At 72.9% G+C, this 26,806-nt stretch carries 31 protein-coding genes and 1 tRNA gene; 9 read left to right on the forward strand and 23 right to left on the reverse strand.

The genetic code is table 11. The features are described from left to right. Position 1: 1 nt before the first annotated feature. Both ACRYR2_RS00590 and ACRYR2_RS00595 read right to left on the reverse strand, forming a co-directional pair. Entirely contained in the window at positions 2–454 is a 453-nt protein-coding gene (locus tag ACRYR2_RS00590; RefSeq protein ID WP_432560863.1) for a hypothetical protein, read from the reverse strand. Between the two features lie 65 nt (positions 455–519). Beyond that, positions 520–903 carry an ATP-binding protein gene (locus ACRYR2_RS00595; RefSeq protein ID WP_432560864.1) on the reverse strand — a complete coding sequence of 128 codons (384 nt, stop codon included), beginning with the start codon at positions 901–903 and terminating at the stop codon, positions 520–522. Positions 904–1,087: 184 nt separating this feature from the next. Between ACRYR2_RS00595 and ACRYR2_RS00600 the strand changes: the two genes are divergently transcribed. Next, complete coding sequence (locus tag ACRYR2_RS00600) at positions 1,088–1,471, forward strand: ATP-binding protein (protein ID WP_432560865.1); 384 nt, start codon at positions 1,088–1,090, stop codon at positions 1,469–1,471. 109 nt (positions 1,472–1,580) lie between these two features. On the opposite strand, the gene ACRYR2_RS00605 is transcribed toward ACRYR2_RS00600, so the two are convergent. The 3 genes from ACRYR2_RS00605 to ACRYR2_RS00615 all read right to left on the reverse strand — a co-directional run bounded on the left by ACRYR2_RS00605 (position 1,581) and on the right by ACRYR2_RS00615 (position 4,931). Continuing rightward, positions 1,581–3,467, reverse strand: coding sequence for a putative bifunctional diguanylate cyclase/phosphodiesterase (locus ACRYR2_RS00605; protein WP_432560866.1), 1,887 nt, complete (start codon positions 3,465–3,467; stop codon positions 1,581–1,583). Positions 3,468–3,490: 23 nt separating this feature from the next. Then, on the reverse strand, positions 3,491–3,877 hold the full coding sequence (locus tag ACRYR2_RS00610; RefSeq protein WP_432560867.1) for an STAS domain-containing protein: 387 nt from the start codon (positions 3,875–3,877) through the stop codon (positions 3,491–3,493). Between the two features lie 118 nt (positions 3,878–3,995). Then, complete coding sequence (locus ACRYR2_RS00615) at positions 3,996–4,931, reverse strand: cupin domain-containing protein (RefSeq protein WP_432560868.1); 936 nt, start codon at positions 4,929–4,931, stop codon at positions 3,996–3,998. A 140-nt stretch (positions 4,932–5,071) separates the two neighbouring features. Between ACRYR2_RS00615 and ACRYR2_RS00620 the strand changes: the two genes are divergently transcribed. Next, positions 5,072–5,500 carry a pyridoxamine 5'-phosphate oxidase family protein gene (locus ACRYR2_RS00620; RefSeq protein ID WP_432560869.1) on the forward strand — a complete coding sequence of 143 codons (429 nt, stop codon included), beginning with the start codon at positions 5,072–5,074 and terminating at the stop codon, positions 5,498–5,500. Positions 5,501–5,554: 54 nt separating this feature from the next. Continuing rightward, on the forward strand, positions 5,555–6,184 hold the full coding sequence (locus ACRYR2_RS00625; RefSeq protein WP_432560870.1) for a chemotaxis protein CheB: 630 nt from the start codon (positions 5,555–5,557) through the stop codon (positions 6,182–6,184). 21 nt (positions 6,185–6,205) lie between these two features. On the opposite strand, the gene ACRYR2_RS00630 is transcribed toward ACRYR2_RS00625, so the two are convergent. Then, complete coding sequence (locus ACRYR2_RS00630; protein ID WP_432560871.1) at positions 6,206–6,619, reverse strand: ester cyclase; 414 nt, start codon at positions 6,617–6,619, stop codon at positions 6,206–6,208. A gap of 451 nt (positions 6,620–7,070) precedes the next feature. Here ACRYR2_RS00630 and ACRYR2_RS00635 point away from each other — a divergent pair, with 451 nt between their 5' ends. After that, positions 7,071–7,571, forward strand: coding sequence for a hypothetical protein (locus tag ACRYR2_RS00635; protein ID WP_432560872.1), 501 nt, complete (start codon positions 7,071–7,073; stop codon positions 7,569–7,571). Between the two features lie 808 nt (positions 7,572–8,379). Here ACRYR2_RS00635 and ACRYR2_RS00640 read toward each other — a convergent pair. The 3 genes from ACRYR2_RS00640 to ACRYR2_RS00650 all read right to left on the reverse strand — a co-directional run bounded on the left by ACRYR2_RS00640 (position 8,380) and on the right by ACRYR2_RS00650 (position 9,484). Then, entirely contained in the window at positions 8,380–8,751 is a 372-nt protein-coding gene (locus tag ACRYR2_RS00640; RefSeq protein ID WP_432560873.1) for a PIN domain-containing protein, read from the reverse strand. Between the two features lie 8 nt (positions 8,752–8,759). Next, on the reverse strand, positions 8,760–9,056 hold the full coding sequence (locus ACRYR2_RS00645) for a type II toxin-antitoxin system Phd/YefM family antitoxin (RefSeq protein ID WP_432560874.1): 297 nt from the start codon (positions 9,054–9,056) through the stop codon (positions 8,760–8,762). A gap of 158 nt (positions 9,057–9,214) precedes the next feature. Beyond that, a complete protein-coding gene (locus tag ACRYR2_RS00650) occupies positions 9,215–9,484 on the reverse strand; it encodes a hypothetical protein (RefSeq protein ID WP_432560875.1) in 270 nt (89 codons plus the stop codon). A gap of 332 nt (positions 9,485–9,816) precedes the next feature. Between ACRYR2_RS00650 and ACRYR2_RS00655 the strand changes: the two genes are divergently transcribed. Next, positions 9,817–10,743, forward strand: a complete 927-nt coding sequence (locus ACRYR2_RS00655; protein ID WP_432560876.1) for a hypothetical protein — start codon at positions 9,817–9,819, stop codon at positions 10,741–10,743. Positions 10,744–11,365: 622 nt separating this feature from the next. On the opposite strand, the gene ACRYR2_RS00660 is transcribed toward ACRYR2_RS00655, so the two are convergent. From ACRYR2_RS00660 to ACRYR2_RS00675, 4 genes are all read right to left on the reverse strand, one after another. Further along, positions 11,366–11,713 carry a type II toxin-antitoxin system PemK/MazF family toxin gene (locus ACRYR2_RS00660; RefSeq protein WP_432560877.1) on the reverse strand — a complete coding sequence of 116 codons (348 nt, stop codon included), beginning with the start codon at positions 11,711–11,713 and terminating at the stop codon, positions 11,366–11,368. Continuing rightward, positions 11,713–11,931, reverse strand: coding sequence for a ribbon-helix-helix domain-containing protein (locus ACRYR2_RS00665; RefSeq protein ID WP_432560878.1), 219 nt, complete (start codon positions 11,929–11,931; stop codon positions 11,713–11,715). Before ACRYR2_RS00665 ends, ACRYR2_RS00660 begins: the two co-directional genes overlap by 1 nt. Before the next feature lie 383 nt (positions 11,932–12,314). Then, a complete protein-coding gene (locus ACRYR2_RS00670) occupies positions 12,315–13,289 on the reverse strand; it encodes a cation diffusion facilitator family transporter (protein WP_432560879.1) in 975 nt (324 codons plus the stop codon). Then, the gene (locus tag ACRYR2_RS00675; protein ID WP_432560880.1) at positions 13,286–13,885 is read right to left on the reverse strand and encodes a substrate-binding periplasmic protein; all 600 of its coding nucleotides are present in this window, start codon (positions 13,883–13,885) and stop codon (positions 13,286–13,288) included. Before ACRYR2_RS00675 ends, ACRYR2_RS00670 begins: the two co-directional genes overlap by 4 nt. An 89-nt stretch (positions 13,886–13,974) precedes the next feature. Here ACRYR2_RS00675 and ACRYR2_RS00680 point away from each other — a divergent pair, with 89 nt between their 5' ends. Beyond that, on the forward strand, positions 13,975–14,220 hold the full coding sequence (locus ACRYR2_RS00680; RefSeq protein WP_432560881.1) for a hypothetical protein: 246 nt from the start codon (positions 13,975–13,977) through the stop codon (positions 14,218–14,220). Between the two features lie 4 nt (positions 14,221–14,224). Here the strand turns inward: ACRYR2_RS00680 and ACRYR2_RS00685 are convergent, their stop codons facing one another. From ACRYR2_RS00685 to ACRYR2_RS00695, 3 genes are read right to left on the reverse strand one after another with little or no spacing between them, the layout of a single operon-like run. After that, positions 14,225–15,508: a PP2C family protein-serine/threonine phosphatase gene (locus ACRYR2_RS00685; RefSeq protein WP_432560882.1), complete on the reverse strand. Its 1,284-nt coding sequence runs from the start codon at positions 15,506–15,508 to the stop codon at positions 14,225–14,227. Positions 15,509–15,547: 39 nt separating this feature from the next. Beyond that, positions 15,548–16,507: an oxygenase MpaB family protein gene (locus tag ACRYR2_RS00690; RefSeq protein WP_432560883.1), complete on the reverse strand. Its 960-nt coding sequence runs from the start codon at positions 16,505–16,507 to the stop codon at positions 15,548–15,550. An 18-nt stretch (positions 16,508–16,525) separates the two neighbouring features. Then, positions 16,526–17,164: an HD domain-containing protein gene (locus ACRYR2_RS00695; protein WP_432560884.1), complete on the reverse strand. Its 639-nt coding sequence runs from the start codon at positions 17,162–17,164 to the stop codon at positions 16,526–16,528. Between the two features lie 247 nt (positions 17,165–17,411). Here ACRYR2_RS00695 and ACRYR2_RS00700 point away from each other — a divergent pair, with 247 nt between their 5' ends. Next, positions 17,412–17,774: a hypothetical protein gene (locus tag ACRYR2_RS00700; RefSeq protein ID WP_432560885.1), complete on the forward strand. Its 363-nt coding sequence runs from the start codon at positions 17,412–17,414 to the stop codon at positions 17,772–17,774. A 15-nt stretch (positions 17,775–17,789) separates the two neighbouring features. Here the strand turns inward: ACRYR2_RS00700 and ACRYR2_RS00705 are convergent, their stop codons facing one another. The 4 genes from ACRYR2_RS00705 to ACRYR2_RS00720 form a co-directional block, all read right to left on the reverse strand. Next, positions 17,790–18,146 (reverse strand): TetR/AcrR family transcriptional regulator C-terminal domain-containing protein, encoded by a 357-nt coding sequence (locus ACRYR2_RS00705; RefSeq protein ID WP_432560886.1) that lies wholly within the window; start codon positions 18,144–18,146, stop codon positions 17,790–17,792. A gap of 274 nt (positions 18,147–18,420) precedes the next feature. After that, on the reverse strand, positions 18,421–19,338 hold the full coding sequence (locus tag ACRYR2_RS00710) for a carbohydrate ABC transporter permease (RefSeq protein ID WP_432560887.1): 918 nt from the start codon (positions 19,336–19,338) through the stop codon (positions 18,421–18,423). Further along, on the reverse strand, positions 19,335–20,264 hold the full coding sequence (locus tag ACRYR2_RS00715; protein ID WP_432560888.1) for a carbohydrate ABC transporter permease: 930 nt from the start codon (positions 20,262–20,264) through the stop codon (positions 19,335–19,337). The genes ACRYR2_RS00710 and ACRYR2_RS00715 overlap by 4 nt, the downstream gene beginning before the upstream one ends. Further along, on the reverse strand, positions 20,264–21,475 hold the full coding sequence (locus tag ACRYR2_RS00720; RefSeq protein WP_432560889.1) for an extracellular solute-binding protein: 1,212 nt from the start codon (positions 21,473–21,475) through the stop codon (positions 20,264–20,266). Before ACRYR2_RS00720 ends, ACRYR2_RS00715 begins: the two co-directional genes overlap by 1 nt. Positions 21,476–21,809: 334 nt before the next feature. Here ACRYR2_RS00720 and ACRYR2_RS00725 point away from each other — a divergent pair, with 334 nt between their 5' ends. Together ACRYR2_RS00725 and ACRYR2_RS00730 are read left to right on the forward strand one after the other, a co-directional pair. Next, positions 21,810–23,498: a CYTH and CHAD domain-containing protein gene (locus ACRYR2_RS00725; protein ID WP_432560890.1), complete on the forward strand. Its 1,689-nt coding sequence runs from the start codon at positions 21,810–21,812 to the stop codon at positions 23,496–23,498. 85 nt (positions 23,499–23,583) lie between these two features. After that, positions 23,584–23,659: transfer RNA gene (locus tag ACRYR2_RS00730), tRNA-Thr, on the forward strand. A 15-nt stretch (positions 23,660–23,674) separates the two neighbouring features. On the opposite strand, the gene ACRYR2_RS00735 is transcribed toward ACRYR2_RS00730, so the two are convergent. The 3 genes from ACRYR2_RS00735 to ACRYR2_RS00745 all read right to left on the reverse strand — a co-directional run bounded on the left by ACRYR2_RS00735 (position 23,675) and on the right by ACRYR2_RS00745 (position 26,631). After that, the gene (locus ACRYR2_RS00735; protein ID WP_432560891.1) at positions 23,675–24,013 is read right to left on the reverse strand and encodes a hypothetical protein; all 339 of its coding nucleotides are present in this window, start codon (positions 24,011–24,013) and stop codon (positions 23,675–23,677) included. A gap of 102 nt (positions 24,014–24,115) precedes the next feature. Further along, on the reverse strand, positions 24,116–25,192 hold the full coding sequence (locus tag ACRYR2_RS00740; protein WP_432560892.1) for a carboxylate-amine ligase: 1,077 nt from the start codon (positions 25,190–25,192) through the stop codon (positions 24,116–24,118). A gap of 32 nt (positions 25,193–25,224) precedes the next feature. Further along, positions 25,225–26,631, reverse strand: coding sequence for a M20/M25/M40 family metallo-hydrolase (locus ACRYR2_RS00745; RefSeq protein ID WP_432560893.1), 1,407 nt, complete (start codon positions 26,629–26,631; stop codon positions 25,225–25,227). Positions 26,632–26,806 lie beyond the last annotated feature (175 nt).

Raw genomic sequence — 26,806 nt, forward strand, 5'->3', positions numbered from 1 at the left:
GTCAGCTGCGGGAGTCGATGAGGGCCTCGGCGAGCCGTTCGGCGTCGCCGGCCGGCATGGCCACGAGTTCCCGCTGCCGGCCGTCGCGGAACACCACCGAGGAGTGGGTGTCCCACCGTCCCTGGACGCGGATCTCCGCCACCTGCGTCCAGGCAGTGGTGGGCGTGGTGCGCAGGCGGTGCCGGAAGGCGATGCCGGAGGGGCGCAGCAGGACGGCGGCGGGCAGTTGCAGCGGCAGGACGAGAGCTGCGCACAGCCCCACGGTCTCGGCCAGCACCACGACGACGGCCCACGCACCGTCGGCGGTCAGGAGCCGCCACACCCCGGAGGCCACGACCACACCGAGGCACAGGAGCAGCAGCCGGCGCACACCGTCGCCGACTCCCCGCGAGTAGCGACGGCGCAGACCGCGCAGGTCGACGCTGCGCTGGGCGGACTGGTTCCCGGGTGCCACGACCGCAGCCTGCCACCGACGTCCGGGCAGCGCCGGGCGGGGCGCCGGCGGTGCGGGGTCCGGACCTATCCGGCCGCGGTCCCCAGCTGGAACCACGTGACCTTGCCCGCGCCGTCGGCGCACATCCGGTAACCCCACGCGCTGGACAGCCGCGCGATGAGCGCCACCCCGCGCCCGCCGGTCGCCTCGGGCCCGACCGAGCGCACCGTGGGCGGTTCGCTGCTGCCGTCGAAGACGGCGACGCACACGTGCTCGGGCGCGCACTCGACCTGGACGCGCAGCGGGCCGGTCCCGTGGACGACGGCGTTGGCCACCAGCTCGCTCGCCAGCAGCTCCAGGAGGTCCCGCGCGGTGTCGGTGAGGTGCTCGCGGCACTGGTCGACGGCCCAGCGGCGTGTCGTGCCCACCGCGGACAGCTGGACAGGCAGGTCCAGCGAGGCTGTCGCCATCAGGTCCCCTCCACGACGAGCCGGGGACCGGCCTGACGGTTGACACGAGCGCCGGCTCGGCCGACGACGCTCACGGTGGCGGGGATCGGCGGCCACCGCAACCGCAGACTGGCCGCAGACCCGCCGCGGCTCGCTGCGACGAGCCCGGACGACGTCCGTCGGGCACAGTGGCGGGGTGTGCGACGTGACGCCTCCGGCTCAGATCGAGATGCCGCTGGACGCCCGGGCCGCCGGGCTCGCGCGGCGTTTCCTGCGAGACCGGTTGTGCGAGGAACACCACGCCTCGGTGGAGGACGAGGCGGAACTGCTGGTCTCCGAACTCGTCGGCAACGGTGTGCGGCACGGCGCCCCGCCGATCGTCCTAGGTGTCTCGTGCGAGGGCGAACTCGGCATGCAGGTCTCCGTCCGTGACGGCGATCCGAACCCGCCGAGCCCGCGGTCGGCCGACGAGGGGGCGGAGTCCGGACGGGGTTTCGCCCTCGTCGACCTGATCTCCGACGCCTGGGGCGTCCGGCCGGAGGACGACGGGAAGGCCGTGTGGTTCCGGCTGGACTCCTCCCGCGCCTGAGGTCGCCGCACCGCTGGACGGCGGTCGCGCCGGCCACGACGACCGGGACTGGAGCGTCGTGGGACCCGGTGGTTCCCGGCGAACGGGTCGTCGCCGTGGCCCCCGCGGGTCAGCCGGCCCAGCCGCCCGGCCGGCTCCCGGTGAGGGTTCCGGCCAGGATCCCGGTCAGCGCCTCGGCCGGTTGCGGCCTGCCGCAGTGGTACCCCTGCAGGAGGTGGCACCCCGCGTCGAGCACCGTCCGGGCCTCGGCCGCCGACTCCACGCCCTCGGCCACGACGTCCAGCCCGAGGCCGGCCGCGACGGTGACCACGGCCTCGACCAGCGACCGGCGGCGCGGATCGTCGGGGATCCCCGCGACGAACGACTTGTCGATCTTCGCCAGCCGTGCCGGAAGTTCCACCAGGCGGGACAGCGAGGAGTACCCCGTGCCGAAGTCGTCGACGGACAGCGGGTGGCCGCGGCGTTGCTGTTCGGTCAGGCCGGTCACGACCGCGGGGTCGAGGAAGCTGTGCTCGAGCAGTTCGAGTCCGAGGCGGGCGGGTTCGAGCGCGTTCTCGTCCAGCGCCGTCACGATCGTCACGCTGAGGTCGGGGTCGGCCAGTTCGCGGGGACTGAGGTTGACGTAGGCGGTCTCCGGCGCGCGGTCGCCCAGGTCCGCGTGCCAGCGGCCCATCTGGGCGCAGACCTCGCCGATGACCCAGTGACCGATGCGGACGATCTGGCCGCCGGCCTCGGCGAGCCGCACGAACTCGGCGGCGGGCAGGAGGCCGAGCACGGGGTGGGCCCAGCGCAGCAGGGCCTCGACGGCGTGCACGACCCCGTGGGCGTCGGCGATGGGCTGGTAGTGCACCCGCAACCGTCCCTGCGGCAACGCGTCGGTCAGGTCGCGCCGGAGCTGACGCGCCGAGGGACGGACGCGGGGTGCCTCGCCGTCGTCCCTGCTGCCGTTCCGCGCAGCGAGCTCGGCGGAGGCGCCGCCCGTTCCGTGCTTGACCCGGTACATCGCGCCGTCGGCCTCGGCGAGCAGTTCCTCGGCGCTGCTGCCGTCGTCGCTGTAGGCGACGCCGATGCTGGCCGTGACGACCAGGTCCACCGAGCCGATGCGGAGGGGCTCGGTCAGGGACCGGCGCAGGCGGCTGACCACCGTTCCGACGTGGTGTTCCAGTTCCCCGGCGTCGCCCTGCGGCAGGTTCTCGCACAGCAGGACGAACTCGTCGCCCGACAACCGCGCCAGGGTGTCCTCCTGGCGCAGCGTGGTGCTCATCCGCTCGGCGATCGTGGTCAGCACCAGGTCGCCGGCGGCGTGGCCGAAGGTGTCGTTGATGGCCTTGAACCGGTTGAGGTCGATGAACAGCACCGCCACCACCGTCCGGTGCCGGCGGGCGGCGTCCAGGGCGTGCTGGAGGCGGTCGAAGAGCAGGACGCGGTTGGCCAGACCGGTGAGGGCGTCGTGCGTGCTCGCGTGCGCGAGTTCACGCTGCGCCCGCCGGGCGGCGTCCCGGTCGGCGGAGATCACCAGGTACGAGGTCGCGACGTGCGCCAGGACCCGGATCAGGGCCAGTTCCTCCGGTTGCCACGCCGATTCCCGGCGCCGGTACAGGTCCAGCGAACCCCAGACCCGGTCCCCGATCACCAGGGGAACCGCCACCACCGACCGGAAACCGGCCTGCAGCGCCCGGGCCACGTACTCGGGCCACGCCGTCTGCACCGGGTCGGTGAGGTCGTCGACGACCACCGCGGTCCGGAAGGTCGCCGCGTCGTGGCACGGCCCCTCCTGCGCGAGGTCCTGCACGGACTCGGCGTCCTCGATGCCGGAGTGGCTGACGTGGACCAGTCGCAGGGACCCCGCGTCGCAGGCCATGACGCCGGCGCCGTCGACGTCCAGGTGGGTGGCCACCGCGTCCACCAGTCGCCTCAGCAGTTCGTCGCCGCCGACGTCACCGGCCGCGACCTCGGCCAGGGAGGCCAGGGCGGCCACCAGCGACGGTTCTCGCACTGCTCCTCCGACCTCGACCGGTCTCACGCGGGGGTGAGGTTCGACGGCGGTGAGCTCGCCGCCACCTGTGCGGCGGCCCGGCGCACCTCCTCGTCCACGGACGCGTCACCGCCCAGCGCGCACCGGGCGTCGAAGGCGTCGAAGACGATGCGGGCCGCGCCGTCGACCCCGGCGGCACGCAACCAGATCCCGCGGCGGCGCGCGGTGCGGCCGGCCTGCAGCAGGCAGGCCAGCCCCCGGCAGTCCAGGAAGGTCGTGCGGGTCAGGTCGAGCACCACGAACCGGTAGCGCGCCAGCGCCGTGGTCATGGAGCAGGTGAAGACGCCGGCCGTCTCGGCGTCGAGGTCACCACTGACCTCGACGGTCACGACGTCGTCGTCGTCGGCGTGTTGTCGAACGGAGAAGTCCACAGGGGCTCCCAGGTCCGGGGTAGCTCCTTCGCGCCCGCTCTTGGAGCACCTCGCCCTGGTCTGGACGCCACCACCCTAGCGCGGGTCCGGGGATTCCGAGGCCGACCGCCGGGGGTGCTCAGCTCGCGCCGGCGGTGCGCCGGACGTCGCTGGGAGTGGCGCCGCGGACCCGTTTGAACGCCGCGCTGAAGCCGAACGGGTCGGAGTACCCCACGGCGCGGGCGACGTCGGCGATCGTCGGGGAACCGCCTCCGGTGAGCAGGTCGGCCGCCAAGCTCATCCGCCAGCGGGTGAGGTAGGTGAGCGGAGGTTCCCCGACCAGGTCCGTGAAGCGCTTCGCAAGGGTCGCCCGGGACACGCCCGCCCGGGCGGCCAGCGACGACACCGTCCAGGGGGCGGCGGGTTCGGCGTGCAGCAGGCGCAGCGCGTGCCCCACCACCGGATCGCGGTGCGCGGCCCACCAGGCGGGCGGACGCCCGCCGGGCCGGTCGAACCATTCGCGCAGCGCGCACACCAGCATCCAGTCCAGCAGCCGGTCCAGCACGACCTGCTGGCCCGGAGCGTCGACGGCGACCTCGGCGGCCAGCAGGTCGCGCACGGGACCCGCGGCGCCGCCGGCGTCGACGCGCACCACGTCGGGCAGGGCGTCCAGCAACCGCCGCCCGATCTCCCCGCGCACGGGGTAGGCGCCGGTGACGAGCGTCGTCGTGCCCGTCGCCGCCCCGGGGCCGTCGTCCCAGCCGAGGCGGTACCGGGTTCCGCCGAGTTCGGGCACCGCGCAGTCCTGGCCGCACTCGACCGGCTCGGCCGCCGTGCCGACCTCGTCGACGAAGGAGAACGGCGCCGGGCCGCGGACCAGGACCACCTCCCCGGTGCCGAGGTGCTCGGGCGGGCGGCCCTCGGCCACGATCCACCCCGAGCCGGTCAGGACCGTGCACAGGGTCAGCGGTGCCCCGTCCACGAAGAGCAACGACCAGGGCGGCGTGAGGGTCGACCGGCCGAACAGCGAGCCGTGGGCCCGCACACCCCGGAACAGTTCACCGAACGGGTCCACCCGCACCACGCTAGCCGAGCACCTGGACGATCACCGAGGTCTTCCGGCGTCTGACCCATGGATTCGTCCGCCTGCCGCCGCTTGGATCGAGGTCGTGGCGACAGCCCACGACCGACACGAGCACGACCGGAGGGGACCACGTGACCACCGACCGCACGTCGCTGACCGTCGAGGACCTGGAGTTCCTCCGGCGCCCGCTGCACGGCTTCTTCAGCCCCGCCGCCGGCCCGGTACCGCCGCAACCGCGGCCGGTGTGGTTCGAGGCCACGGCCGACGGGACGCTGCAGTTGTTCACCCCACCGGACTCGCCGAAGGTGCGGCGCCTGCAGGCTGATCCGCGCGCCTCCCTCGTCGTCGCGGCACCGGTCGGGGAACGGGAGCGCTGGGTGTCGGTCAGCGGGCCCACGACGGTGGAACCGGACGGCGCCCGCGAACTGGCCGAGCGGCTGGCCGCGCGGTACTGGGGACCCGGCGAACCCTCCCGCGCCGAGGACCTCGCCGCCCTGCTGGCCGCGCCCTACGTCCGTCTGGTGCTGCACCCGCGGACCGTGCGCCGCTCGACGTACTGAGGCCGTTCCGCAGCGCCGTCGGTGGTGGGACGCTGGGGGACGAGCGGGGCAGCGGTGCGGACGAGCGGGCAGGAGGCGGACGGGACGGACGAGCAGCGGTTCGCGCGGGGGCGCGGCGTCGACGTGGTGGCCCTGGTCGCCTCGGCGGGAGGACTCGGCGCCCTGACCGTCGTGCTGGGCGACCTGCCGACCGACCTGCCGGTGGCCGTCGTCGTCCAGCAGCACCTGGGTGGTCACAGCAGCCAGCTCGCCCCGATCCTGCGCCGGCGCACGGGGCAGGAGGTGGTGTGGGCCGAGGACGGGATGCCCCTGCGGGCGGGCCGCGTCCTGGTCACCCCTCCGGGGCAGCGGCTGGAGGTGGTGCCCGACGGCACGTGCCGCCTGCTCCCCGACGGGCACGCCGCGCGGGGCTTTCCCCACGACGGTCTGCTGACCTCGCTGGCCGTGTCCTGCGGCGCCCGGGTGCTGGGGGTGGTGCTCACCGGCGCGGGCCGTGACGGCGCGGCGGGGGTCCGGGCGCTGGAGCAGGCGGGCGCGGTCGTCCTGGCTCAGAGCGAGGCGGAGCACCCGCCGATGCCGCAGGCCGCCCTCGAGGCGGGAGCCGACCTGTCGCTGCCGCTGGACGAGATCGCCGTGGTCGTCACCCGGATCGTCCGTGGCGGCGCGCTGCCGGGGCCCCGGTGAGGTGGCCGCCGGTCCAGCCCGTCACCGGGGGCTGGTCAGGGCGTCGCGCGCGACGGGGAAGAGGTCGCCCCAGCACCGGACGATCCTGCCGTCGGCGACGCGGTAGACGACGAGTTCCTGGATCCTGATCCGCCGCCCGGTGGGGGCGAGGTCGCCGAAGGGGCCGGTGTGGGTCCCCTCGCCGGTCAACCGGGCGGCGAGGGTGTCGCCGTCGACCAGGAGTTCCTGCAACTCCCAGCGGTAGTCGGGGAAGGCCGTGCACACGGCCCTGACCCCGTCGACGTAGGCGGCCAGCCCGTCGACCGGTCCCGATCCGCTCACCTGCTCGGAGACGAACTCACCCAGCTGGTCGAAACGGCGTTCGTTGCAACAGGCCAGGTAGCGTCCGTACAGGTCGACCAGCTCAGCGCGGCCGGGTTCAGCTCCACGTCCCACGGGGACACGATCACACGGCGCGCGACCGGCCGCCCGTCCGGCCGCTCCGCCGGCGGGACCACGTCGGCGGTGGTCCCGCCGAACGGAACCGTCAGGGTTTCGCCGCTGCGCCGGCCTCGGCGTGCCGCAGACGTCGTCCGGTGGACGTCTTCGACCTCGTCGATCTCCTCGCCGTCGTTCGGCCACCGCGGTGGTGCCGTACAGGTCTGCGGGGCGGTGGGTGCGGGACGTGGTCGGTCCTCCCGGTGTTCTCGTCGGTGCTCGCACCGGAACGGAACCTCGACTCCCGAACCCGGCTCCACCTCCACGTCTCCACCTCCACGTCTCCACCTCCACGTCGTGTCCACCGACGCCGACCGGGGCCGTCGCGCGAGCGGGTTTCGCCGTGCGGTGCCACCGGGCGCCCCGCAGGATGTCCCTGCCCAGCAAGCCGATCGAGAGGTGCAGATCCGTGACCAGCACGTCGGGACGTCGCGCGGTGCTGGGCGGTGCGGCCGCCCGCGGTCTCGTCGGGGGACTGGTCGGTGCCGCGGCGATGACGGGCAGCCAGCGGCTCGAGCGGGCGGTGACCGGTCGCGCGCCCTCCTACGTCCCGGGGCGGACGCTGCTCGCCCTGGCCGGACGGCCGATCGGTGACCAGGAGCAGCCCGCGGCCGCCACGCTGGTCATGGTCGTCGCGACCAGTGCCGCCCTCGGTGCCCTGCGCGGCGTGTGGCGCGCGACCGGGCTGGTGTTCCCCCGCGCCGACGTGGCGCAGACCCTGACCCGGGTGATCGTGGACCAGACGCTGGAGAACGCCACCGGAGTCGGCGCACCGCCGCGGACGTGGCGCACGGGGGAGGGCGTGGCCGAGGTCCTGCACGCCGCCGTGGCGGCGCTGGCGACCGGGGCGGTCGTCGAACTGCTCGTCGACCCGGTGCTGGAATCGCGGCGGGGAACCACCAGCCACTGACGCGCGGCGGTTCCCTCCAGGCGGGCCGCCCGTCCGGCTCCCGCGCGTACCCACGCCTGGTGGCTCCGGTACGCCGGCGGCGTACCGGGAGGCATCGGGGCGAACGTCGGGTCCTGCGCGACGTCCCGCACGGACGGGAGACGGTTCCTCGCGGTCGTGCGTCCACGGTGCGGCATCAGCGGCGGCTCGGGGTGCACAGAGGGCGGACGTTCCAGCGCCGCCTCGCCGACCAGCGAAGGTCGGCGGGCCGGAGCTTCCCCTCTCCGGCCCGCCGTGGACGACGGTAGCAGGAATCGAACGGGTGTTCGACTCGAGAGGTGGATCCAGACTCTGCCCCGCGTCGTGCCGCAGGACATCGGTGACGCTTCCGGCCGTCGTGGTGGTGACACTTCCCGGTCCTCCGACCCCGCCCCGCTGCACTCCGCCGGTCACCGCACAGCGCGCGGACCTCACCTGTGCGCCAGGCGACGCGCCCGGGATGAGTGCGCGGCCGGCAGGCGGGAACGGCCAGGGCGAGCAGCACCACCGGAGCCGTCAGCGGCTCACCCGCACCGCCCGAATTCACGATCACGGACGTCACGGACGTGCCGATGACCACGCTGTCGCACCCATCGGTGTCACCTCGTGAAGTGAGCCGTGAGTGTCCCCAGAAGGTCGCTCCCACGACGTTCCCGGGACACCCACGCCTCCCTCCACGGCCGATCCACTCCACGGGACGACCGTCCGCACATCCCGCGTTCCGCGCTGCGCTCGGTCAGGGCGCGACAGGGGCGCACCTCAACCATCACCGGCCCATCTCAGCAGCGCGTCAAGGGCTCCTCACGTCGAGCAGCGCGTTCAACCCTCGGTAGTCGTCGAGGTTGGAGGTGATGAGCGGAAGGTCGTGCGCTCGAGCGGTCGCCGCGATCATCAGGTCCAAGCGCCGGGGCCTGGGCTTGCGACCGATCGCCACCACGGCCGAGTCGATGTCGTGGTAGGCGTCCAGAACCCGTCGGGACACGGGGAAGGGGTCGAAGACGGCTGCGGCGACGTCATACCGGCGCTGTCGCGCCGCCCGAACCTCGGGGTCGGCGACGCTGTTGATCCCGCCGGCCAGCTCGAACATGGTCAGGATGGAGATGGAGGCGCCTTCGACGACGATCCCGTCGATGAGCACGTTGCTGTCGATCAGCACGGCCACGGGCGAGGTCACCGTTCCCGAGGACGGGACGCGCGGGTGTACGGGTCGTCCACCTCGTCGTCGAAGACCTCGCGGACGTCCCGCTTCCAGGCGTCGGCCTGCTCGGCGCTGAGGGGCGCGTCGGCGTAGAGAGCTCGGAGGGTGTCGGCACGGACGAACCGCTGGGGCTTGGCCGGAGGTGGGGTCATCTTCAGGATGCCGAAGCTTTCGCCGTTGATGGTGACTTCGAACTCCTCGCCGTCACGCAGCTCGCGGAGGATTTTGCCGCTGTCGTTGCGTAGCTCGCGCTGACTGATCGTCCTCATGCCACCAGCGTAGCAGCGAGTTGCTACAGGCGGCAGTCCCATCGGTGGATCTACCGGTCATCCCCCAGACATCGCGCGGTCGTGCTGAAGGTGGGTGACTTCCGGCGGGCGATGCAGCTCCTTGAAGGCATCCTGCGCCTCCCGAGGGAGTTGGCATGTCAAGCCAGGGGAAGGCCCGGCCTGGCCACCTCGGCGCGGAAGATGTCGTTGACCGCGTTGACTTCCAGGCCGGCCGCCCTGCCCAGCATGTCCACCAGCGTTGTCACGTGCCCCCACATGCCGCCCATGACTGCGTCTTCCCCGTCGCGCACTGCGATGCCGTACATCGCCACACGCACCAGCAGCTCCGCCAGGCTCTCAGGCGTCACCGGCAAGCCCTCGCCGCCGGGGTTGACCCGCTGCTGGATCCACTCGTCCGCACCACTCACGTTGTCCCCCTCGCCGACGAACTCAGCTTGGCCGACACTTCAGCGCGCCGCTGCGGAGTTTCCTTGGCTCCGATGATCAAAAGTCGCGCTGACGCGACGATCGGCGGTACCAGGGACGGCCCTGACTCGACCCTGATCTTGTTCGCGAACACCGTGGGCCAGACGCCGAACCGCCCAGTGCGCTGGGTAGACGTCACGGTCATCCCGCGGTGTGCGCGAAAGCGCGGCCCGGAGCGCCACGAGCTCGCCCTGGGTCGCTGACCCGACCACATCCACAGGACGGCCCTGCCGCAGACTTGCCCAAGACCGACGCCGTGGGAGGAAGCTGGGCGATGAGCACCGACTCCAGCGAGTACGACACCTTCGGCCCGTGGATCGACGAAGTGCGCACGGCAGCCGACGTCCCTCGCCTCTACCGCGACCACGAGCTGGACCTGTCCGCTGCTCGTCTGGTGCTGAAGGTGCCTCGTCCAATCGCCCGCCGTGACGCCGCTGAGGTCACGGACCTCTACGACCACCTGTTGATCCTGCAGGCGGACCGGTTGACCGTGCTCAGCCGCTGCCAGGGCCGGACCGGACAACCAGGCAGCGGGTACACGACGCACCGGATCGAGCTCGCCGACGTCGTGGCGGTGCTCGACGAAGTCGATCTCCTCCAGGGACGGTTCCAGGTCTACACCTGGGACGGGAACGTCCTGACCATCGACTACAACGGCTCGACGCGGGACCAGGTGCAACGCCTCATGGCCACGATGCGTCCTCCCGCCGCCGTCCTCGGTTCTCAGCCCATCAGCACCGACGTTCCGCTGACCCGCTCCTCGCTCGGACCGCGCGATGCCGCGGTCTTCTCCGACGTCCTCGAGGCGCAGCGAAGGCAACCCGACCTCGTACCACTGGCCTGGCACGGCCGTGCGCTGGTGCGTCCTCGGCTGCGGGGAGCGGCCACCGCGGTGTCCCTCATCGGCCACTGGCTGTCGCCGGCGACGGTGCACGCCGCCGTCGTGACCAGTGACGGCTCCCACCTGGACGTGTTCGGGCGTCGAGAAAGGCTGGCGCGCGGGCGGCAACCGGTGCACTCCGCTTCTCGGCTGTCGATCCCGCTGCAGGCACTCAGCTGGGTCCACGAACAGCCGCATGCGGTGTACTCGGGGGTGACTGATCTGGTCCTGCAGGCGGGCGGGACGCTTTTGACGATCACCGTCCCGAGGGATCTGGCCCTCGGCCGTGCGCTGCTCAACGTCCGGACCCGATCCGCATAGACCAGCGGGAAGCGCCCGGTTCGACTTGAGCGTTCGAACGCTGCAGCTGCACGTCGAACCTGCGACCTACCTCGTTCAGCAACAACAGGTGCAGAGCGCTGACGACGTCCCCGAGGAAGGGCTGAGGCACTACTGACTCAGCTGCCCCAACCTCACGGTCATCCCGTCTTCCGTGCAACGCCGCAACTACGCTCGCGTGGACCAAGACCACATCCGTTACCCCGGCGCCGCCGGCCGATCAGCTGGCTGACGTCAGGACTTCCACCTCATCGTCTGTCTGGACATCCACGTGCAGGTCCTCACCCAAGACGTTGAGGTCCAGTCCGGTCGTCTCTTGGCCGTGGACGACACGCTTCAACTCCCCGAGCACGCTGTGCGGCCCGTAGCCGTACTGTCGGGTAATCCGTACGCGAGACCCCAGGTGCTCTCGGGACAAGCTGTCAGCGTTCAACTTCGTCCTCCTCCATCGTGACGTGCGATGAGGATGCCGAGAGCGTGAACCCGCAGCATCAGGGAAGTCCCTGATCTTCACCCTGGCCTGTTCCGGACGGCGCAGTCGACGACAGCAACCCGCAACGACCTGCCGGTCATCCCGCGATGAGGGTCATTCTCGCCACCGGCCTCACAAGGCCAGATGCAGCCGCAAGGCATCGTCGAGAGCGTCCAACGCCTCGAACGGCAACCGCCCCAACGCCGGCCCCAACCGGTCCACCGACACGGCGCGGACCTGCTCGGCCTGGGCCTTGGAGTCGACGTGCAGTCCGGTGTCCTGGGCAGGGAGCAGGACCTGGAAGGGAAACACCCTGGCGATGTTGCTGGTCACCGGGACCACGGTGACCACACCCCGTCCGAGGCGTTCGGCGACCGCATTGGCCTGGTCGTTGCTGACCACGATCGCGGGCCGGCGCTTGTTCGCCTCACTGCCCTGGACGGGATCGAAGTCGACGAGGCGGACTTCTCCGCGGCGCATCAGCGCAGGCCGTCAGCGGTGGCGCCTTCCCACACTTCACGGTCTCCGGAGTCGTCCCACTCCTTCCAGGCGGCGGCGTAGTCCTGTTCCAGCTGCTGGTGGGTCAGTGCCCGGATGGCCCGCTGGACCGCCGCCGACCGAGACGGCAGACCGGCCTGGCGGACGTGCTCGTCGAGGGCGGCGACGTCGGCGTCGGAGAGGCTGATGCTGAGCTTCACAATTCGATGCTACCCAGGTAGCACCACTGATGCCACCGTCCGGTCATTCCGCAGACAGGAGGTCGTCGCCCTCGCGGTCTTGGCGATGACCACGCTGTCGCACCCATCGGTGTCACCTCGTGAAGTGAGCCGTGAGTGTCCCCAGAAAGTCGCTCCCACGACGTTCCCACGCCCCACGGTGCTGCGCATGCCGCGGACGAGGGTGCTGCCCTCGCTGTCGTCTGCCTCGGCCACGACCACCCTCCTCGCCTCACCACCACGACGTCACGACAACGCGGATCGGACGGCCGGTGGCTCGACCGCCGGCCGTTCGATCATGCGGCGTGCTCGCTGTCCGCTCCACTCGGCCGCGGTGGCTCGCGATCGACTGGGGCTTCGGGTGGTCAGGGGACCGAGGGTGTCCGACCGGTCGCGGTGGACAGTTGCGCGACGGTGACGATGGTGACCTCGCGCAGCCTCCAGTCCAGTCGCTGCAGGTCGTCCATGGCGTCCTGCACCAGTTCGGGCAGGGACGTCGTCGCCGCCGGGACGACGTACACCTCGCCGGTGATGAGGTGGCCGTGCTCACGCAGCCGGATCTCCGCCTCCCGCACCCAGGCCAGGGACCGGACGTGCTGCTCCACCTCCTCGATGAGTTCCAGCGGCTCCTGCGCACCGGGGCTGGTGGGGACGCGGTCCATGAGGTCGGCGAAGGCGGCCTTGACGTTGCGCAGACCGTCGCGGGTGATGTCCAGGGAGATGACGATGGCGGCGACCGCGTCGGCCCACCACAACCCGGCTCCGATGCCGAGGACGCCGACGATGGCGGCCACCGCGGTGAGCCAGTCCGCCCGGTTCATCTCCGCATCGGCGTACAGGACCTTGTCGTGCAGTTCGGAGGCCATGGGCACCTTCCTGCGGCCCAGGACGACTGCCGGCACCGCGCTCCAGACGAGCGCGGCGATCATCGGCCAACCCAGCCACAACTGGAACCCGAACACCTCGATCAGTCCGATGGAGGGCCGCTCACGCGTCACCAGCCGCCAGCCCGAGTCGGCGAAGAGCAGCACACCCATCACCAGCAGGGCGAAGGAGGCGATCAGGTAGGCGGCGCTGACCACCCGGTGGAAACCGTACGGAAAACGCTGGCTGGCCGGGCGTTCGCGGAAGCGGGTGGTCACCAGGAACGCGATCGCCGGGAGCAGGCTGAGCAGGTCCTCCACCCAGGCGGCCTTCATGGCCTGCGACTGTCCCAGCACCAAACCCATCAAGGCGATCGCACTGATCAGGTAGGCGAGCGTCCACCGTTCCAGACGGACCGCCCGTCGGTACAGCCGCTCGACCTCGGGCGGCATCTCGTGCTCGGAGTAGGTCCTCATGCGCCTTCCTCGTCCAGCAGTTCCTGCACGTGGGCAGGCTCCAGACCCAGCAGGAAACGTTCGACCTCCACCTGCCACCCGCTCTCGCCCGAGCGCACGGCCCAGACGTGCTCGGCGGACTGCAGTTCGATCCCGGTCGCCTCCAGACTGTGCAGGTCCAACTCCCAGTCCTGCACCGCCACCGGTCCGGCCCCCTCACCGGCATCGGGGACGATCTGCGGTTCGGCGCCGGCGGCACGCAGGAGGCCTTCCAGTTGCGGGTCGGCCTCCAGGCGGACCGGCAGGTCCTGCACGTCGTCCGGAGCGGGCTCGCCGCGCGGTACGGCCACGACGGTGCGGACGGTGACGTAGGGACGGGTGAAGGTCACCTCACCGGTCCACAAGTCCTGGGTGGTCAGCCCGCCGACGACCAGGTCCAGCGCACCGTCGTGCAGGCCGGAGACCAGTTCCGCGGTGGCTCCGGAAGTCCACGTCACCTCAGCGCCCAGCTGCCCGGCGAGTTCCTCGACGAGCCGGACCTCCACACCCTGCGGCTGCGGGTCGGTGCCGGCCGCCGGCGGTCGCCGCCACGGCGCAGCCGGTGTGCAGTGCGTCACGAAGTCGCCCGGGAACTTGAGGTGGAAGCTCGTGGGAGCGACACTTAATGCACGAAGCATTCGCGAACGAAGCGAGATCGGAGACCGTCGTGCCCGTCGACGACAGCCGTGGCCTGCCCCGCACCCTCCAGCGCCCCCGGTCGAGGAACAAGTTCGTCGACCTCTTCCTCGACGCCGCGTTCTCCTTCACCGGACCGGCCCAGGTCGGCCAGTACGAAGGCCCCCAGCGCGGCCCGCGCACCGAGCAGGAGGCGCGCAGCGGGTACGCGCAGTGGGAACGCGTCACCGTCGGCGGGCACACCTACCTCGTCGAACGCGATCCCGCCGCCGGCTGACACGTCACCGCCGTAGCGAGTGACCGTTCTCCCCGCCGGTCTGGTCGTGAGGTGAGAGGTCGTGCTGCGACACGCCGCCGACGGCGGAGAACGTGTGCTCGCGGGTGGAGGCCCACTCCGCGATGAGCAGCGTCGCGTCGTCCTGCAGGACCCCGCCCTGCCGGGCCAGGACGTCGTGCACGATGCGCCGCAGGGTCTCCGGGGCCGGCAGGCCGGCGGCGGCGGCCTTCTGCAGGAGTTCTTCCAGACGTTCCTGGCCGAGGAACTCCCCGCCGTCGTCGCGGGCCTCGACGACCCCGTCGGTGTAGAGGACGATGCGGTCGCCCGGCTGCAGCCACTCCTCGGCCAGCGTGACCTCCCCCTGGCCCAGCCCGAACAGGACCCGGTGTCCCTCGTCGAGTTCCTTGACCACCCGCCCCTCGCGCATCAGCAGGGGAGCCGGGTGCCCGGCGTTCAGGTAGCGCAGCCGGCCCGTCGACAGGTCCAGTTCGGCGAGCACGCCAGTGGCGAACCGTTCGCCGCGACCGTGCTCGGCGATCAGCCGGTCGATCACCGGGACGCTCTCGGCCAGCCCCTGGCCGTTGCGGCGGTTGTTGCGGTAGGCCGCCAGGGCCAGCGTGGCCAGGATCGTGCCCTCGAGGTCGTGCCCGGTGGCGTCCAGCACCATGAGGTGAGCGGTGTCGTCCCCGACCCCGTAGTCGAAGGCGTCGGCGGCCACGTCGTAGGCGGGTTGCAGCAGGCAGGAGATCACCAGCCCCTCGCAGGCGAACGACAGCGGCGGCAGCGCCTGGTGCAGCAGTTCTGAGGCCACCGTGCGTGACCTCAAGCGGCGCAGGTGGTCCAGGCCGTCGCCGTACGGGCTCTTGGCCGCGACGAGGTGCCCGCACAGGTGGCTGAGCATCCGGCAGCGGTCCAGGAAGAGCTCGTCGTCGAGGTCGGGTCCCTCCGGAACGGTGACCTCGAGCACACCGAGCCGATCGGCGCCGTCCACCACCGGTAGCCACACCCCCGCGACCCCCGCGGGCGACGGGGTGGGTTCCATCGTGCGGAAGCAGCGTCCGGCGAGGGTGGTGTCGACGGCCAGCGGCCTGCGGGGAGGCAGTCCGGTCACCGGGGAGGGCAGCAGGAGGCGCTGCTCGTGGTCCACCAGGTAGAGCACCGCCGTCCAGCCCAGCGTGCGGGCCGCCTCCTGCACGGCGTCGGGGATCTGCCCCGTGGTGGCCAGGTGGGCGCGGTCCAGCATCGTGCGCACCATCGCCAGCGTCCTCTCGGAGTCACCACTGCTCACAGTCAGGCACCGTAGTCACGGCGCAGCTGAACGGCTCGGTCAGTGGGCCGGCGCTCCCAGCCACTCGGGGGCCGGGGCCAGGCCGAGCCGGTACCGCGCGGCTTCCTCGCTCGGGCTGTACGGCCCGAGGGCCAGCTGGAAGCTGCGCAGCAGCCAGCGGGTGCGCCGCAGACGTGCGCGCGCCGACGCCGACCGGTCGTCCCGTCCGGGCAGCCCGGCGAACCGCGCGATCGACGGCGACAGCACCAGGGCGCCCGCCGCGGCGAGTTCGGCGTAGAACCTCCGCTCGGTCGGGTTCAGCCCGGTCGGTGCGGCGATGAACCCCAGCAGGTCGGCGGGCACGGGTTCCAGGTCCGGTTCCAGCGCCCGCAGCGCGTCGGTGAGTTCCCGGCGGGTGGTGGGCAGGTCGGTCGCGCCGAGGGCCGTTGCGCTGCAGGACCACTGCGCCACGTACGCGTCGGGCCAGTCGCGCCCGAAGCGCCCGGTGAGGTCGTGTCCGACGGCTTGCTGGGCGGCGAGGAAGGCGTCGGTGAACGCCAGGTGCACCCACCGCAGGAGTTCGGGGTCCGAGGCCGAGTAGGCGCGGCCGGCGCCGGTGCGGCCGCGAACCCGCTCGTGCATCCCGCGCACCCGGGCCGCTTCCCGGTCGGCGAGTTCGGCCGACCCGAAGGTGCTGACGACGAGCCAGCGGGCGGTGCCGGCCAGCCGGCCCCACGGGTCGGTGCGGTAGGAGGAGTGCCGTCGCACCCCGGCCAGCGCCAGCGGGTGCGCGCCCTGCCCGAGCAGCGCGGCGATCCCGCCGACGAGGGTGGACAGGTCCCCGTGCACGCGCCACACGACACCGTCGGGTTCGAACCACCCCGGTCCCTGACCGACGAGCGCGATGTCACGGACCCAGTCCGGCGCCCCCGTGGGATCGTCGGAGACCCGGGACCGGAAGCTGCGGCGGACGCGTGCGGTCAGTTCCCTCGGGCGCGTGGGGCGCAGCAGGACCGGCACCCGGCAAGCCTCGCCCGGTCAGGCGGTCCCCGCACCTCGTGCCGCCGGTCGCAGCAGGCTGCGCCGGCGCTGCTCGGTCCGCTCCACCGCGCCCACCAGGTCGGGGAGCCGTGCGGCGTGGGCCCGGGCGTTCGGGCTGTCCGGCCCGTGCCGGTCCAGCACGTCCGTCAACCGCTGCGCCAGCGTCCAGGGCTGTCCTGCGGGTCCGGTCGTCTGGTCCGCCCACGTCAGCGCGTCCGCGACCGGGTGCAGCCCGGCCGGGACGACGTGGGCGCGGACGGGTCCGGCGAGGCCGAGCACCGCCGCGACGTGCACGGCGCCGGAGTGGTGGGCGACCAGTGCGGCGAGTTCGGCGGGCCAGCCCCGCGCCCGGAGGAACCGGGCGCCGTCGAGGGGGTGGAACCGCGCGGGGCCCGAGTCGGCGACCGCGTCCTGCACTGTGGGGGAGTAGCCGATGTCGTGCAGCCAGCCGGCGGCCAGCAGCAACGGACGCTGCGGCACCGGGAACGTCCCGGCCGCCTCGCCGGCGCGTGCGGCCACCGCGCTGCTGTGGATCCAACGGGCGCCGTCGGGCCCGAGCAGTTCCTGCGCCAGGTGGTGAGCGCTCTGAGCGAGCGGTGCGTCGGGGGTGAAGCGGTGGAGTTCCGGGTGGTGCACGCGGCCACGGTAGGTGGCGGAACGCGGTCCGGCGCGCTGAACCCGCTGCGGCGCAACGGTACGCCCGCGGCGGACCTGTGCGAGGTTTCCCGTGCCCGCCCACCGGGCAGCAGGTGGACCGGTCGAACGGGACAGCTGGGGCCGGTACCGACGGTGCGCGCCGGGCCGCCCCGGCGGGTCGTGGGGCATCCGCCGGCCCGCGGGGTGATGATTGCCCGGGCGCAGCGGACGAGGAAGGGAGCCGGACGTGACGGACCGTGCCGGAGCGACGCACGAGATCACCTGGGAGCACGCACCGGGCGGAGTGGTGGCCGGCCGGATCACGTGCCTGGACGACGTCGGCGGCTCCTGCCGCCAGACGTGCCTGGACGAACTCGGGTGCGAGGACCGGGACCACGCCCACCTGCTCGTGGACGCCGGCTGCTGCGGGGTGGTCGCCGAGGCGGAGCGCCTCGGCGCCGCCGCACTGTTCGACGGGCCCGCGGGGGCGCCCCTGCGCTCCGGGCCGATCCGCACCACCCGCGACGCGGCCGGCTGGACGTGGACCTACCTCACGCAGGAGGCGGCCGCCGGCTCCGGGCGCCGGGGACGGGTCCGCTCGGCCGCCTGATCGGCGCCCGCGGCGTCAGGACCGCTCCACGAGCCGGGCGACGCCGTCGAGCAGCCGCGCCAAGCCGCACTCGAAGCTGCTGCGGGCGTCGGCGGATTCGCGGGCGGCGCCGCGCACGTAGCGCATGACCGCGGTGACGACCTGGACGCGGTGGGCGTCGTCGAGTCCGGTGCCGGCCACGGCCCGCAGTGCGCTCTCGAACGCGGTCAGCGAGTGGGGCCCGAGCGGGCCGCGCGTCCACGGGATCCCCAGGACCCACGGATGGCGGTGGGGCAGCTCGTACTCCTCCCGGGCGGCCACCTCGAGCCTGGCCCGCCAGTCGCCCTCGACCTGGTCCAGGTCGGGCGACCCGGCGTTGACGAGGTCGACCACGGCCTGCAGGAGTTCGGCCTCGCCCGCGACGTGCCGGTACAGCGACCTCGGCGTCGGCGTCGGCGTCGGCGTCGGTTGGGCGATCCCCGCCTCGACGATGCGCCGCGCGTTCAGGCCGTCACCGGCGAGGAGCCGGAGCGCATCGCGCGGGACGTCGAGGAGCTCCTGCGGTGAGCGGCCTCAGTGCTCCCCGCGGTGCCCCCGGTGTGCTGACGGGTCTCGTGCGGGAGCCGGGCCGCTGCGACAGCGACCCGGCTCCGGCACGACCCCAGGCTCAGCTCTTGACGGAGCCCTCGGTCAGGCCGCCCTGCCAGAACCGCTGCAGGACGATCATCAGGACGACGAGCGGGACGACCGAGACCAGCACGCCGCCGGTGGTGAGCTGGTAGAACTCCGGCAGCCGGTCGGTCTGGGCGCGCCAGTTCACCAGCCCGAGGGTGATGGGGAACAGCTTCTGGTCGGCCAGCATGATCAGCGGCAGCAGGTAGTTGTTCCAGATCCCGACGAACTGGAACAGGAACACCGTGACCAGGGCCGGCGTCATGAGGCGCAGGCCGAAGGTGTGGAAGATCTTCAGCTCACCGGCGCCGTCGATCCGGGCGGCCTCCACGAGCGAGGGCGGCACGGTCGACTGGGCGTAGATGCGGCACAGGAAGAACCCGAACGGCGAGACGAAGCTCGGCAGCAGGACCCCGAGGTAGCTGTCGGCGAGCCCGAACCGGCTGAACATCAGGAACAGCGGCAGCGCGGTCGCCGTCGCGGGCACCAGCACGCCACCCAGGACCAGGCCGAAGACGCCGTTCTTGCCGGGGAAGTCGTACACCGCCAGGGCGTACCCGCCGGCCGCGGCCAGGTAGGTGGCCACCAGCGCGCCGCCACCGGCGTAGAGCACGCTGTTGCCGAACCAGCGCAGGAAGATCCCGCCGTCGTAGCTGAAGACCGAGGTGACGTTCTCGACCAGCTGGCCGACCGCGTTGGACGTGAACCAGAAGCCGTTGGTGCTGAACAGTTCCCCCGTCGACTTCGTGGCCGCGACGACGACCCAGTAGACGGGCACCAGGAAGTAGGCCGCGACGGCGACCAGGACCGCCGTGACGATGATGCGGCGGGCCGCCGGCGGTCTCGTGGCGCTGCCGGTCCCGGACGTCGCGGGGGCGGGCGCCTGACGCTGTTCGGAGGTGAGGGTGCTCACGGCTCTTTCCTCCCGGTGAGGCGCAGGAACGTGAACGACAGGACGAAGGCGGCGACCGCGATGAGCACGGCCTGGGCCGAGGCGACGCCGTAGTCGTTGTAGGAGAAGGCGGAGGAGTAGGCGGCGAAGTTCGGCGTGTACTTCACGTCGATGGCCGGGGAGACGTCGCGCAGCACCTGCGGTTCGGCGAACAGCTGCAGGGTGCCGATGATCGAGAACACCGTCGTCAGCACCAGCGCGGGCCGGATGAGCGGCAGCTGCACCGACCAGGCCACGCGCAGCGGACCGGCGCCGTCGACCTTCGCGGCCTCGTACACCTCACCGGGGATCGCCTTGAGCTGGGCGATGACGATGAGCATGTTGTAGCCGGCGTAGGTCCAGGTGACGATGTTCGCGATCGACCACAGGACGGTGCTCGCCCCGAGGAAGTCGACGTCCAGACCCAGCCGGGCCAGACCCGCCACGACGGGCGAGAAACCCGGCAGGTACAGGAACGACCACAGGATGGAGGCGATGACGCCCGGGATGCCGTAGGGCATGAAGTACGCGGCCCGGAACAGTCCCGGCCAGCGGGCGCTGGCCGATTCCAGCAGCAGGGCCAGGACCGTCACCGAGACGATCATCACGGGCACCTGGACGAGGCCGAAGAGCAGGACGCGGCCCACGGAGTCGAGGAACGCGGTGTCGGCCAGGGCCCGCTGGTAGTTGGCCAGGCCGGCGAAGGAGGAGGAGATGCCGGTCTCGCCGAGCAGCCCGCCGCGCTCCACACGGGTCAGGCTCTGCCCGATCGCGTAGACGACCGGTAGGACCATGGTCAGCAGGAACAGCAGCAGGAAGGGGCTGAGCAGGATCCACGGGGCCCGGCGCTGAGCGCCCTGGACCCGCCCGGCCCTCCGGGTCCGTGCCCTCTGGGCGGGTGCCGCCATCAGACGTCACCTCCGGCGCGGACGGTGAGTCCCTTGTCGGTCATGATGCTGATCGTGTCCTCCTGCACCTGGGGGAGGGCGTCGACGAGCGAGCGGCCACCGGCCCCGCGCTCGCGGAACACCGTCGACAGGGCGTCGTTGAGTTCGAGGTAGATGGGCGACCAGATCCAGTCGGGGTTCTGCGCCTCGGAGGCCTCGACGAAGACCTCCTCGTTGTAGTTCTGCCCACCGAAGAACTCCGACGGTTCCTCGCGGGTGCGGCCGATGTAGTCCGGGTTCACCGACCAGCCGGTGCCGCTGTTCTCGATCTGGGCGTCGATCGCGGCCGGGTCGGTGGTCATCCAGTGCAGGAACTCCAGCGCCTCGGCCGGGTGCTCGGACGTGGCCAGCACCGCCGCCGAGGACCCGCCGAGCGTGGTGGACCCGTAGCCGGTGTCCGGCCAGACGGGCAACGGCGCGACACCCCAGAGACCCTCGGTCCCCGCGACCCCGGTCAGCAGGGCGTCACCCCACGACCCCGTGATGGCCGAGGCGATGTTCCCGGCCCCGGCCGCGGCGAACCACCCGGAGGTGAAGGCGCCGAACGAGGTGTCGTACAAGTCCTCGTCGAAGGCGGTGTCCAGCATCTGCGCCACCATCCGCGACGGTTCGCCGGCGATGTCGACGACCCAGGTGTCCCCGTCCGTCGTGAACCACCGGGCACCGGCCTGGGCGCAGTAGCTGGTGAAACTCCCCGGGTCGTTGATGTTCCAGGCCTCCAGCCGCCGGGCCGGGTCGGAGTCCTTCACCGCGCGCGCCAGGTCCAGCCACTCGGGCCAGGTGGCGGGCGGTACGGCACCGATCTCCTGCAGGATGTCGCGCCGGTAGAAGAACCCTGCGGGGCCGGTGTCCTGCGGTACGGCGAACACCCCGCCGCTGAGCGAGACCGCCGCCAGGTCGCTGTCGCGGTAGTCGCCCGCGATGTCGCCGAAACCGTAGCGGCCCAGGTCGACGAGCCCGTTCTGCAGCAGGAAGCTGGGGATCATCCGGTACTCGACCTGGGCGATGTCCGCCCCGCCACCCGCGGTGAGCGAGGCGAACATCTTGGCGTAACCGCCGTTGTTGCCCGAACCGCTCCAGACGGCGTCGACCTGGACGTCGGGGTGGTCGGCGTTCCACAGGTCGCAGACCGACTGCAGGTCCTTCAACCAGGACCAGTAGGTCAACCGCACCGGTCCGTCCGCGCGGGGAAGCACGGGTTCGGAGTTCACCGAGCGGGCCGCCGCCCCGACCGAACACCCGCTGAGGGCGAGCGTTCCCGCTCCCACCCCCGCCAGCACACTTCGTCGCCGTACCGCACGACTGCTCGCCTGCACCAGTCCTCCTCGCCATCGAGTTGCACTGCGGCCGAAAGGCAGCCGCGAATACCTTCCACTGGAAGACTCACAGGATATGGATCGGGCACCCACGGATGCAACAGTTGTGCGACGTGAGGTGTGTCGCGTCGAACCGCGGCGTTCGCCCGACGACGCGCGCCGGCGCCCGGCCGACGGTAGAAGAGAGGGCATGGTCAGCACCCACGAAGAGATCGAAGTCAAGTACGACCTGCCGCCCGGCGCTGACCTACCGCCCCTGGGGCCGCTGCTGCAGCAGGTCCCCGGCGCCGCCGAACGCGGCTACCGCGAGGGCGACCTCGGCGAGCACGAACTGGAGGCGACCTACTTCGACACCGCCGGGCTGGCGCTGAGCGCGGCCCGCATCACGCTGCGCCGCCGCACCGGTGGCCCCGACGCCGGCTGGCACCTGAAGACCCCCGGCCGGGACGGCGCCCGGCTGGAGCAGCGGGTGCCGCTGGGGCGGGCCGTCAAGACCGTGCCCGCGGCGCTGCGCCGGCTGGTGGAGGAGCACACCGGTGGGGCGGCGCTGGTCCCGGTCGCGCAGGTGAACACGCGCCGGCACGTCCGGTCGGTGCTGGACGCGGCGGGAACCCGCCTGCTGGAACTGGCCGACGACGTCGTGCAGGCCCGCCGCCTGCTGCCGCTGGAGGGGGCCGGTCAGGCCGCCGCCGCGGTGCAGGACTGGCGCGAGGTCGAACTCGAACTGGCCGACGGCGACCGGTCGCTGTTCGACGTCGTGGACGCGGGGCTGCGCGCCGCCGGACTGCAGGTCTCGGCCAGCGGCTCCAAGCTCGGCCGTGTCCTGGCCGACGGTTCGGCCGAACCCGAACCCGAGCCCGAACCCGGATCCGAGCCCGGATTCGAACCCGGACCCGGACCCGCGCCCACGGCGCCGGCTGCCGCGCCCGCCGACCGCGTCGTCGAGCACGCCGGCCCGGGCCGCGCCGACCTCGGCCCCCGCTCCCGGGCGGGTCACGTGCTGGTGGTGCACCTGGCCGAACAGGTGCAGCAGGTCCTCGACCAGGACTCCCGGGTGCGCGCCGACGAGGCCGACAGCATCCACAAGATGCGGGTGGCGACCCGCCGCCTGCGCAGCGCGCTGAAGACGTTCCAGCCGTTGCTGACCCGTCCGACCAAGCCCCTGCGCGACGAACTGCGCTGGCTGGCCGCCGAACTGGGCGCCGCCCGCGACGCCGAGGTGCTGCGCGACCGCCTGGTGGCATCGGTGGCCGCCCTGGACGTTCCCGACGAACTGCAGCCGGCCGATCCGGCAGCGGCCGGCGCGGTTCCCGCCCTGGTGGCCGACCAGCTGGGATCGGCCTACCGCGCCGCACACGAGCAGGTGCTGGCCGAACTGGACTCCGAGCGCTACCGGCGGCTGCTGGACGCGTTGCAGGACCTCGTGGAACGCCCCGGGTTCTCCTCCCGCGGGCGGCGCCGGGCCGACCAGGTGCTGCCCCGGCGCGTGGCCAAGACGTTCGGGACGCTGGCCGACCTCGTCGAGCGCGCTCACCACGCCCCGGCCGGCGCCGAACGCGACGAGCTGCTGCACGAGGCGCGCAAGGCGGCCAAGCAGGTCCGCTACGCCGCCGAGGCGGTCAGCGTCGTCTTCGGCAAGGACGCGACCCGCTTCGCCCGCGCCGTGACCGAGGTGCAGGAGGTGCTGGGCGAGCACCAGGACTCGGTGGTGACCCGGCAGCGGTTGCGGGACCTGGCTGCGTCCGCCCGCCCGGAGGTCGCCTTCGCCTACGGGCGGTTGTTCGCGCGCGAGGAGACCCACGCCGTCACCACCGAAGCCGACTTCGAGCAGGTGTGGAACTCGGTGCAGGCCAAGCGGCTGCACCGCTGGCTGCGCTGAACCCCGCCTCCCGGCGCTGCCCGGGCACGCCCGCGGCGCCCCCGCCCGGGGGCGACCGTGTGGCAGACTCGTCGCCGCACGGCCCGCCCCAGTAGCTCAGAGGCCAGAGCGCCCGCCTTGTAAGCGGATGGTCGCCGGTTCGACTCCGGCCTGGGGCTCCACCACCGCGGGCCCCCTCAACCCCGGGGTTGCGAGGGGTTCGTGGGGTCGCCGTGCGACGGTGGGTTCTGCGGCGGCCCGGGAACGCTGGAGGGGCCCTGGTGGTCGGCCGGGGGCGCGTGCTCGGGCTGCGGTGCGGTGGGGTCGCCACCGGAGGGCTGGGCCCCCGCGGCCAGCTGCTCGGCCCGCGCCCGCAGGACGGTCAGCACGGGCTCGCGTGCGCCGTGCTCCTCCTCGTACTCGATCAGCGCGTCCAGTCCGGCGGTGTCCAGGGACCGGACGCGGTGGGCCAGGCTCGCCACCGGGAGGTGGTCGTAGTCGGGGATCGGCAGGGCGGCGTGCTCGTCGGCGCTCACGGGTGGACCTCCGCGGGTGCTTGCAGGTGGCGCGGCTCCGGGTTTGAACCTGTCCGACGAACATGCCCCCCCGGGTTCCCGGGCGCAACCGGGCGGACGGCGTCAGCCCCGTCCCGCGTCGCGCAGGACGCTGCGCGCGGCCTCCACGAGGTCGCCGGAGCGGTGCAGCGCAGCGCGTTGCCGGGTCGCGGAGGTCCCGTCCACCAGCACCCGGTCCACCAGGGCCGAGACCTCCTCGAACTCCCCGGCGTCCTCGAGGTCGTCGCGCAGTTCGGCCAGCAGCCCGCGCACGACCTCGGCCGCCGGGCGCGGGGCGCCGTCCTGCGGGTCCAGCAGGACGTCGCTCACGCCCGAGCGCGCCGCGCGCCACCGGGCGGCGCGCAGCACCGCCGGCCGCACCCGGGGCACGGGGTCCCCGGCGACGGCCCGCGCCGACAGCACCCGCACCAGCGACCGGCACAGCGCCGCGTGCAGGACGACGTCGTCCACCCGCGGGCACACGTCGGCGATGCGGAACTCCAGGGTCGGGAACCGGTCGGAGGGGCGCGCGTCCCAATACAGGTCCGCGACGCTGTCGGCGACGCCGGCGCGGCGCAGGTCCGCCAGCAGGGTGTCGAAGGCCTGCGCGGAACCCAGCTCCTCGGGCGGGCCGGTGCAGGGCCAGCGTGCGAACCACTCGGTGCGGTAGCTGTCGTAGCCCGTGTCCGACCCCTCGTGGAACGGCGAGCTGCCCGTCAGGGCCAGCAGCACCGGCAGCCAGGGCCGGACCCGGTCCAGCACCTGCACCGCCTCCTGCAGCGAGGGAACCCCGACGTGGACGTGGCACCCGCAGATGTTCTGCTGCAGCGCCAGCAGCCCCCACCGCTCCAGCAGGCCCACGTAGCGCGGGCGCAGGGTGAGGTGCTGCTCGTCCCACCGGGCGAACGGGTGCGTGGCGGCGGGCAGGATCGTGGCGTCGTACCGGGCCGCGGCGGCAGCGGCCTCGCGCCGGCCGGCGACGACCTCCGCGCGCACCTGCCCGAGCGTGCGGCAGATCCCGGTGGCGGTCTCCAGCTGGGCCGAGGCGATCTCGGCGGTGATCCCCGGCCCCAGGCGTCCGGCGAGCGCCTCGGCGTTCAGCGGCGAGGAGTCCAGCAGGCGCAGCGAGACCGCGTCGACGACGTGGAACTCCTGTTCCACCCCCAGCGTCGTGCCCGCCGGTGGGTGCGGCGTCACCCCGCGCCCAGCCGGGACCAGAGGCGGGCGGTGGTGACGACACCGGCGAGCAGGACGTCGACGTCGAGCGACTCGTCGCTGTCGTGCCAGTTGTCCTCGGGCAGTCCCGTGCCGAAGAACACCAGCGGAACTCCCAGCGTGGTGGCCAGCAGGTGGGCCGGGGAGCCGCCGGCGTTGCGCATCCGGCCGACGGGCCGGCCGAAACCCTCCGTCATCGCCGTGCGCAGCACCTCCAGGGCGGGCAGGTCCTCGGGGGTCACGTAGGGTTCCTGGCCCTGTTCCTCGACGATCTGCAGCCGGTAGGCCACGCGCTCGCCGAGGTGGTCGGCGACGAAGCGGCGCACCTGGTCGGCCACCGCCGACACCGTCTGCCGGGGGACGGTCCGGATGCTGATGTCGGCCATCGCGACGGAGGGGATGGCGCCCTGGGACGGGCCGACGGGATCACCGGCCAGCAGGGCCGCCACCTCCAGCGAGGGCCGGACGAACAGCAGTTCCGGCACCGACCACCCCTGTTCGCCGCCGACCGACCGGGTGCTGCTGCGTTCCAGCCAGTCGGCCTCGTCGTAGGGGAGTTCGGCCAGCCCCCGCCGCTCGGCCGGGCCGGGTTCCTCCACGTCGTCGTAGAAACCCGGCAGCGCGATGCGCCCGGCGTCGTCGTGCAGGGCCGCCAGGACACGGGCCAGTTCCAGCACCGGGTTCGGCGCCGGGCCGGAGACGGCGCCGGAGTGCACGTCGCGGTAGGGCCCCAGCACCTCCAGCACCGCGCTGATCGATCCCCGTACCCCGGTGCAGACGGCGGGCGCCTGCTTGGACCAGGTCGTGGTGTCCGACAGGACGATCAGGTCGGCGGCCAGTTCCGCGCGGTGCTCCTCGAGCAGTTGGGCCAGGTGGACCGAGCTGGACTCCTCCTCGCCCTCGACGAGGAACGTCAGGTTGACCGCCGGCGCCGCGCGGTTCCCGGCGGTCAGGTGCGCCCGCAGCCCCCACACGTGGGCCAGCACCTGCCCCTTCGCGTCGGAGGCCCCACGGCCCCACACCTTGCCGTCGCGCACCGCCGGCTCGAACGGCGGGGTCTGTTCCCAGTGGTCGTCCTTGGCCGGGCGCACGTCGTGGTGGCTGTACACCAGCACGGTCGGGGCCCCGGGCGCGGCGTGCCAGCGGGCGAAGACGGCCGGCGCCCCCTCGGTGCGCCAGACCTCCACCTCGGGGAACCCGGTGTCGCGCAGCGTCCCGGCCAGCCAGTGCGCCGATCGGATCATGTCGGGGGAGTTGCCGGGGTTGCTGGAGACCGACCGGATGCGGACCCAGCCGATCAGGTGCTCGAGGAGTTCGTCGCGGTGCCGGACGGCGTGGTCGCGCACGGCGGCGAGCTCCTGGTCGGACGGCGATCCGGGTGTCATCGGTGACCTCCGCTGCGGGGATCCGGGCCGCGCGCCTGGACCCGGCCCCATGGAACCACGCCGGCGGTGCGGGCGCTCCGCCGTCCCGCTGCCGTCCCACCGACCGTCGAGGTGTCGCCTGGACGAACTCACCCGGCGGACGGGTCCCGCCCCGGCCGGGACGGCGCGAGGGTCG

The sequence above is a fragment of the Kineococcus deserti genome (assembly GCF_050871945.1).
GTDB lineage: Bacteria > Actinomycetota > Actinomycetes > Actinomycetales > Kineococcaceae > Kineococcus.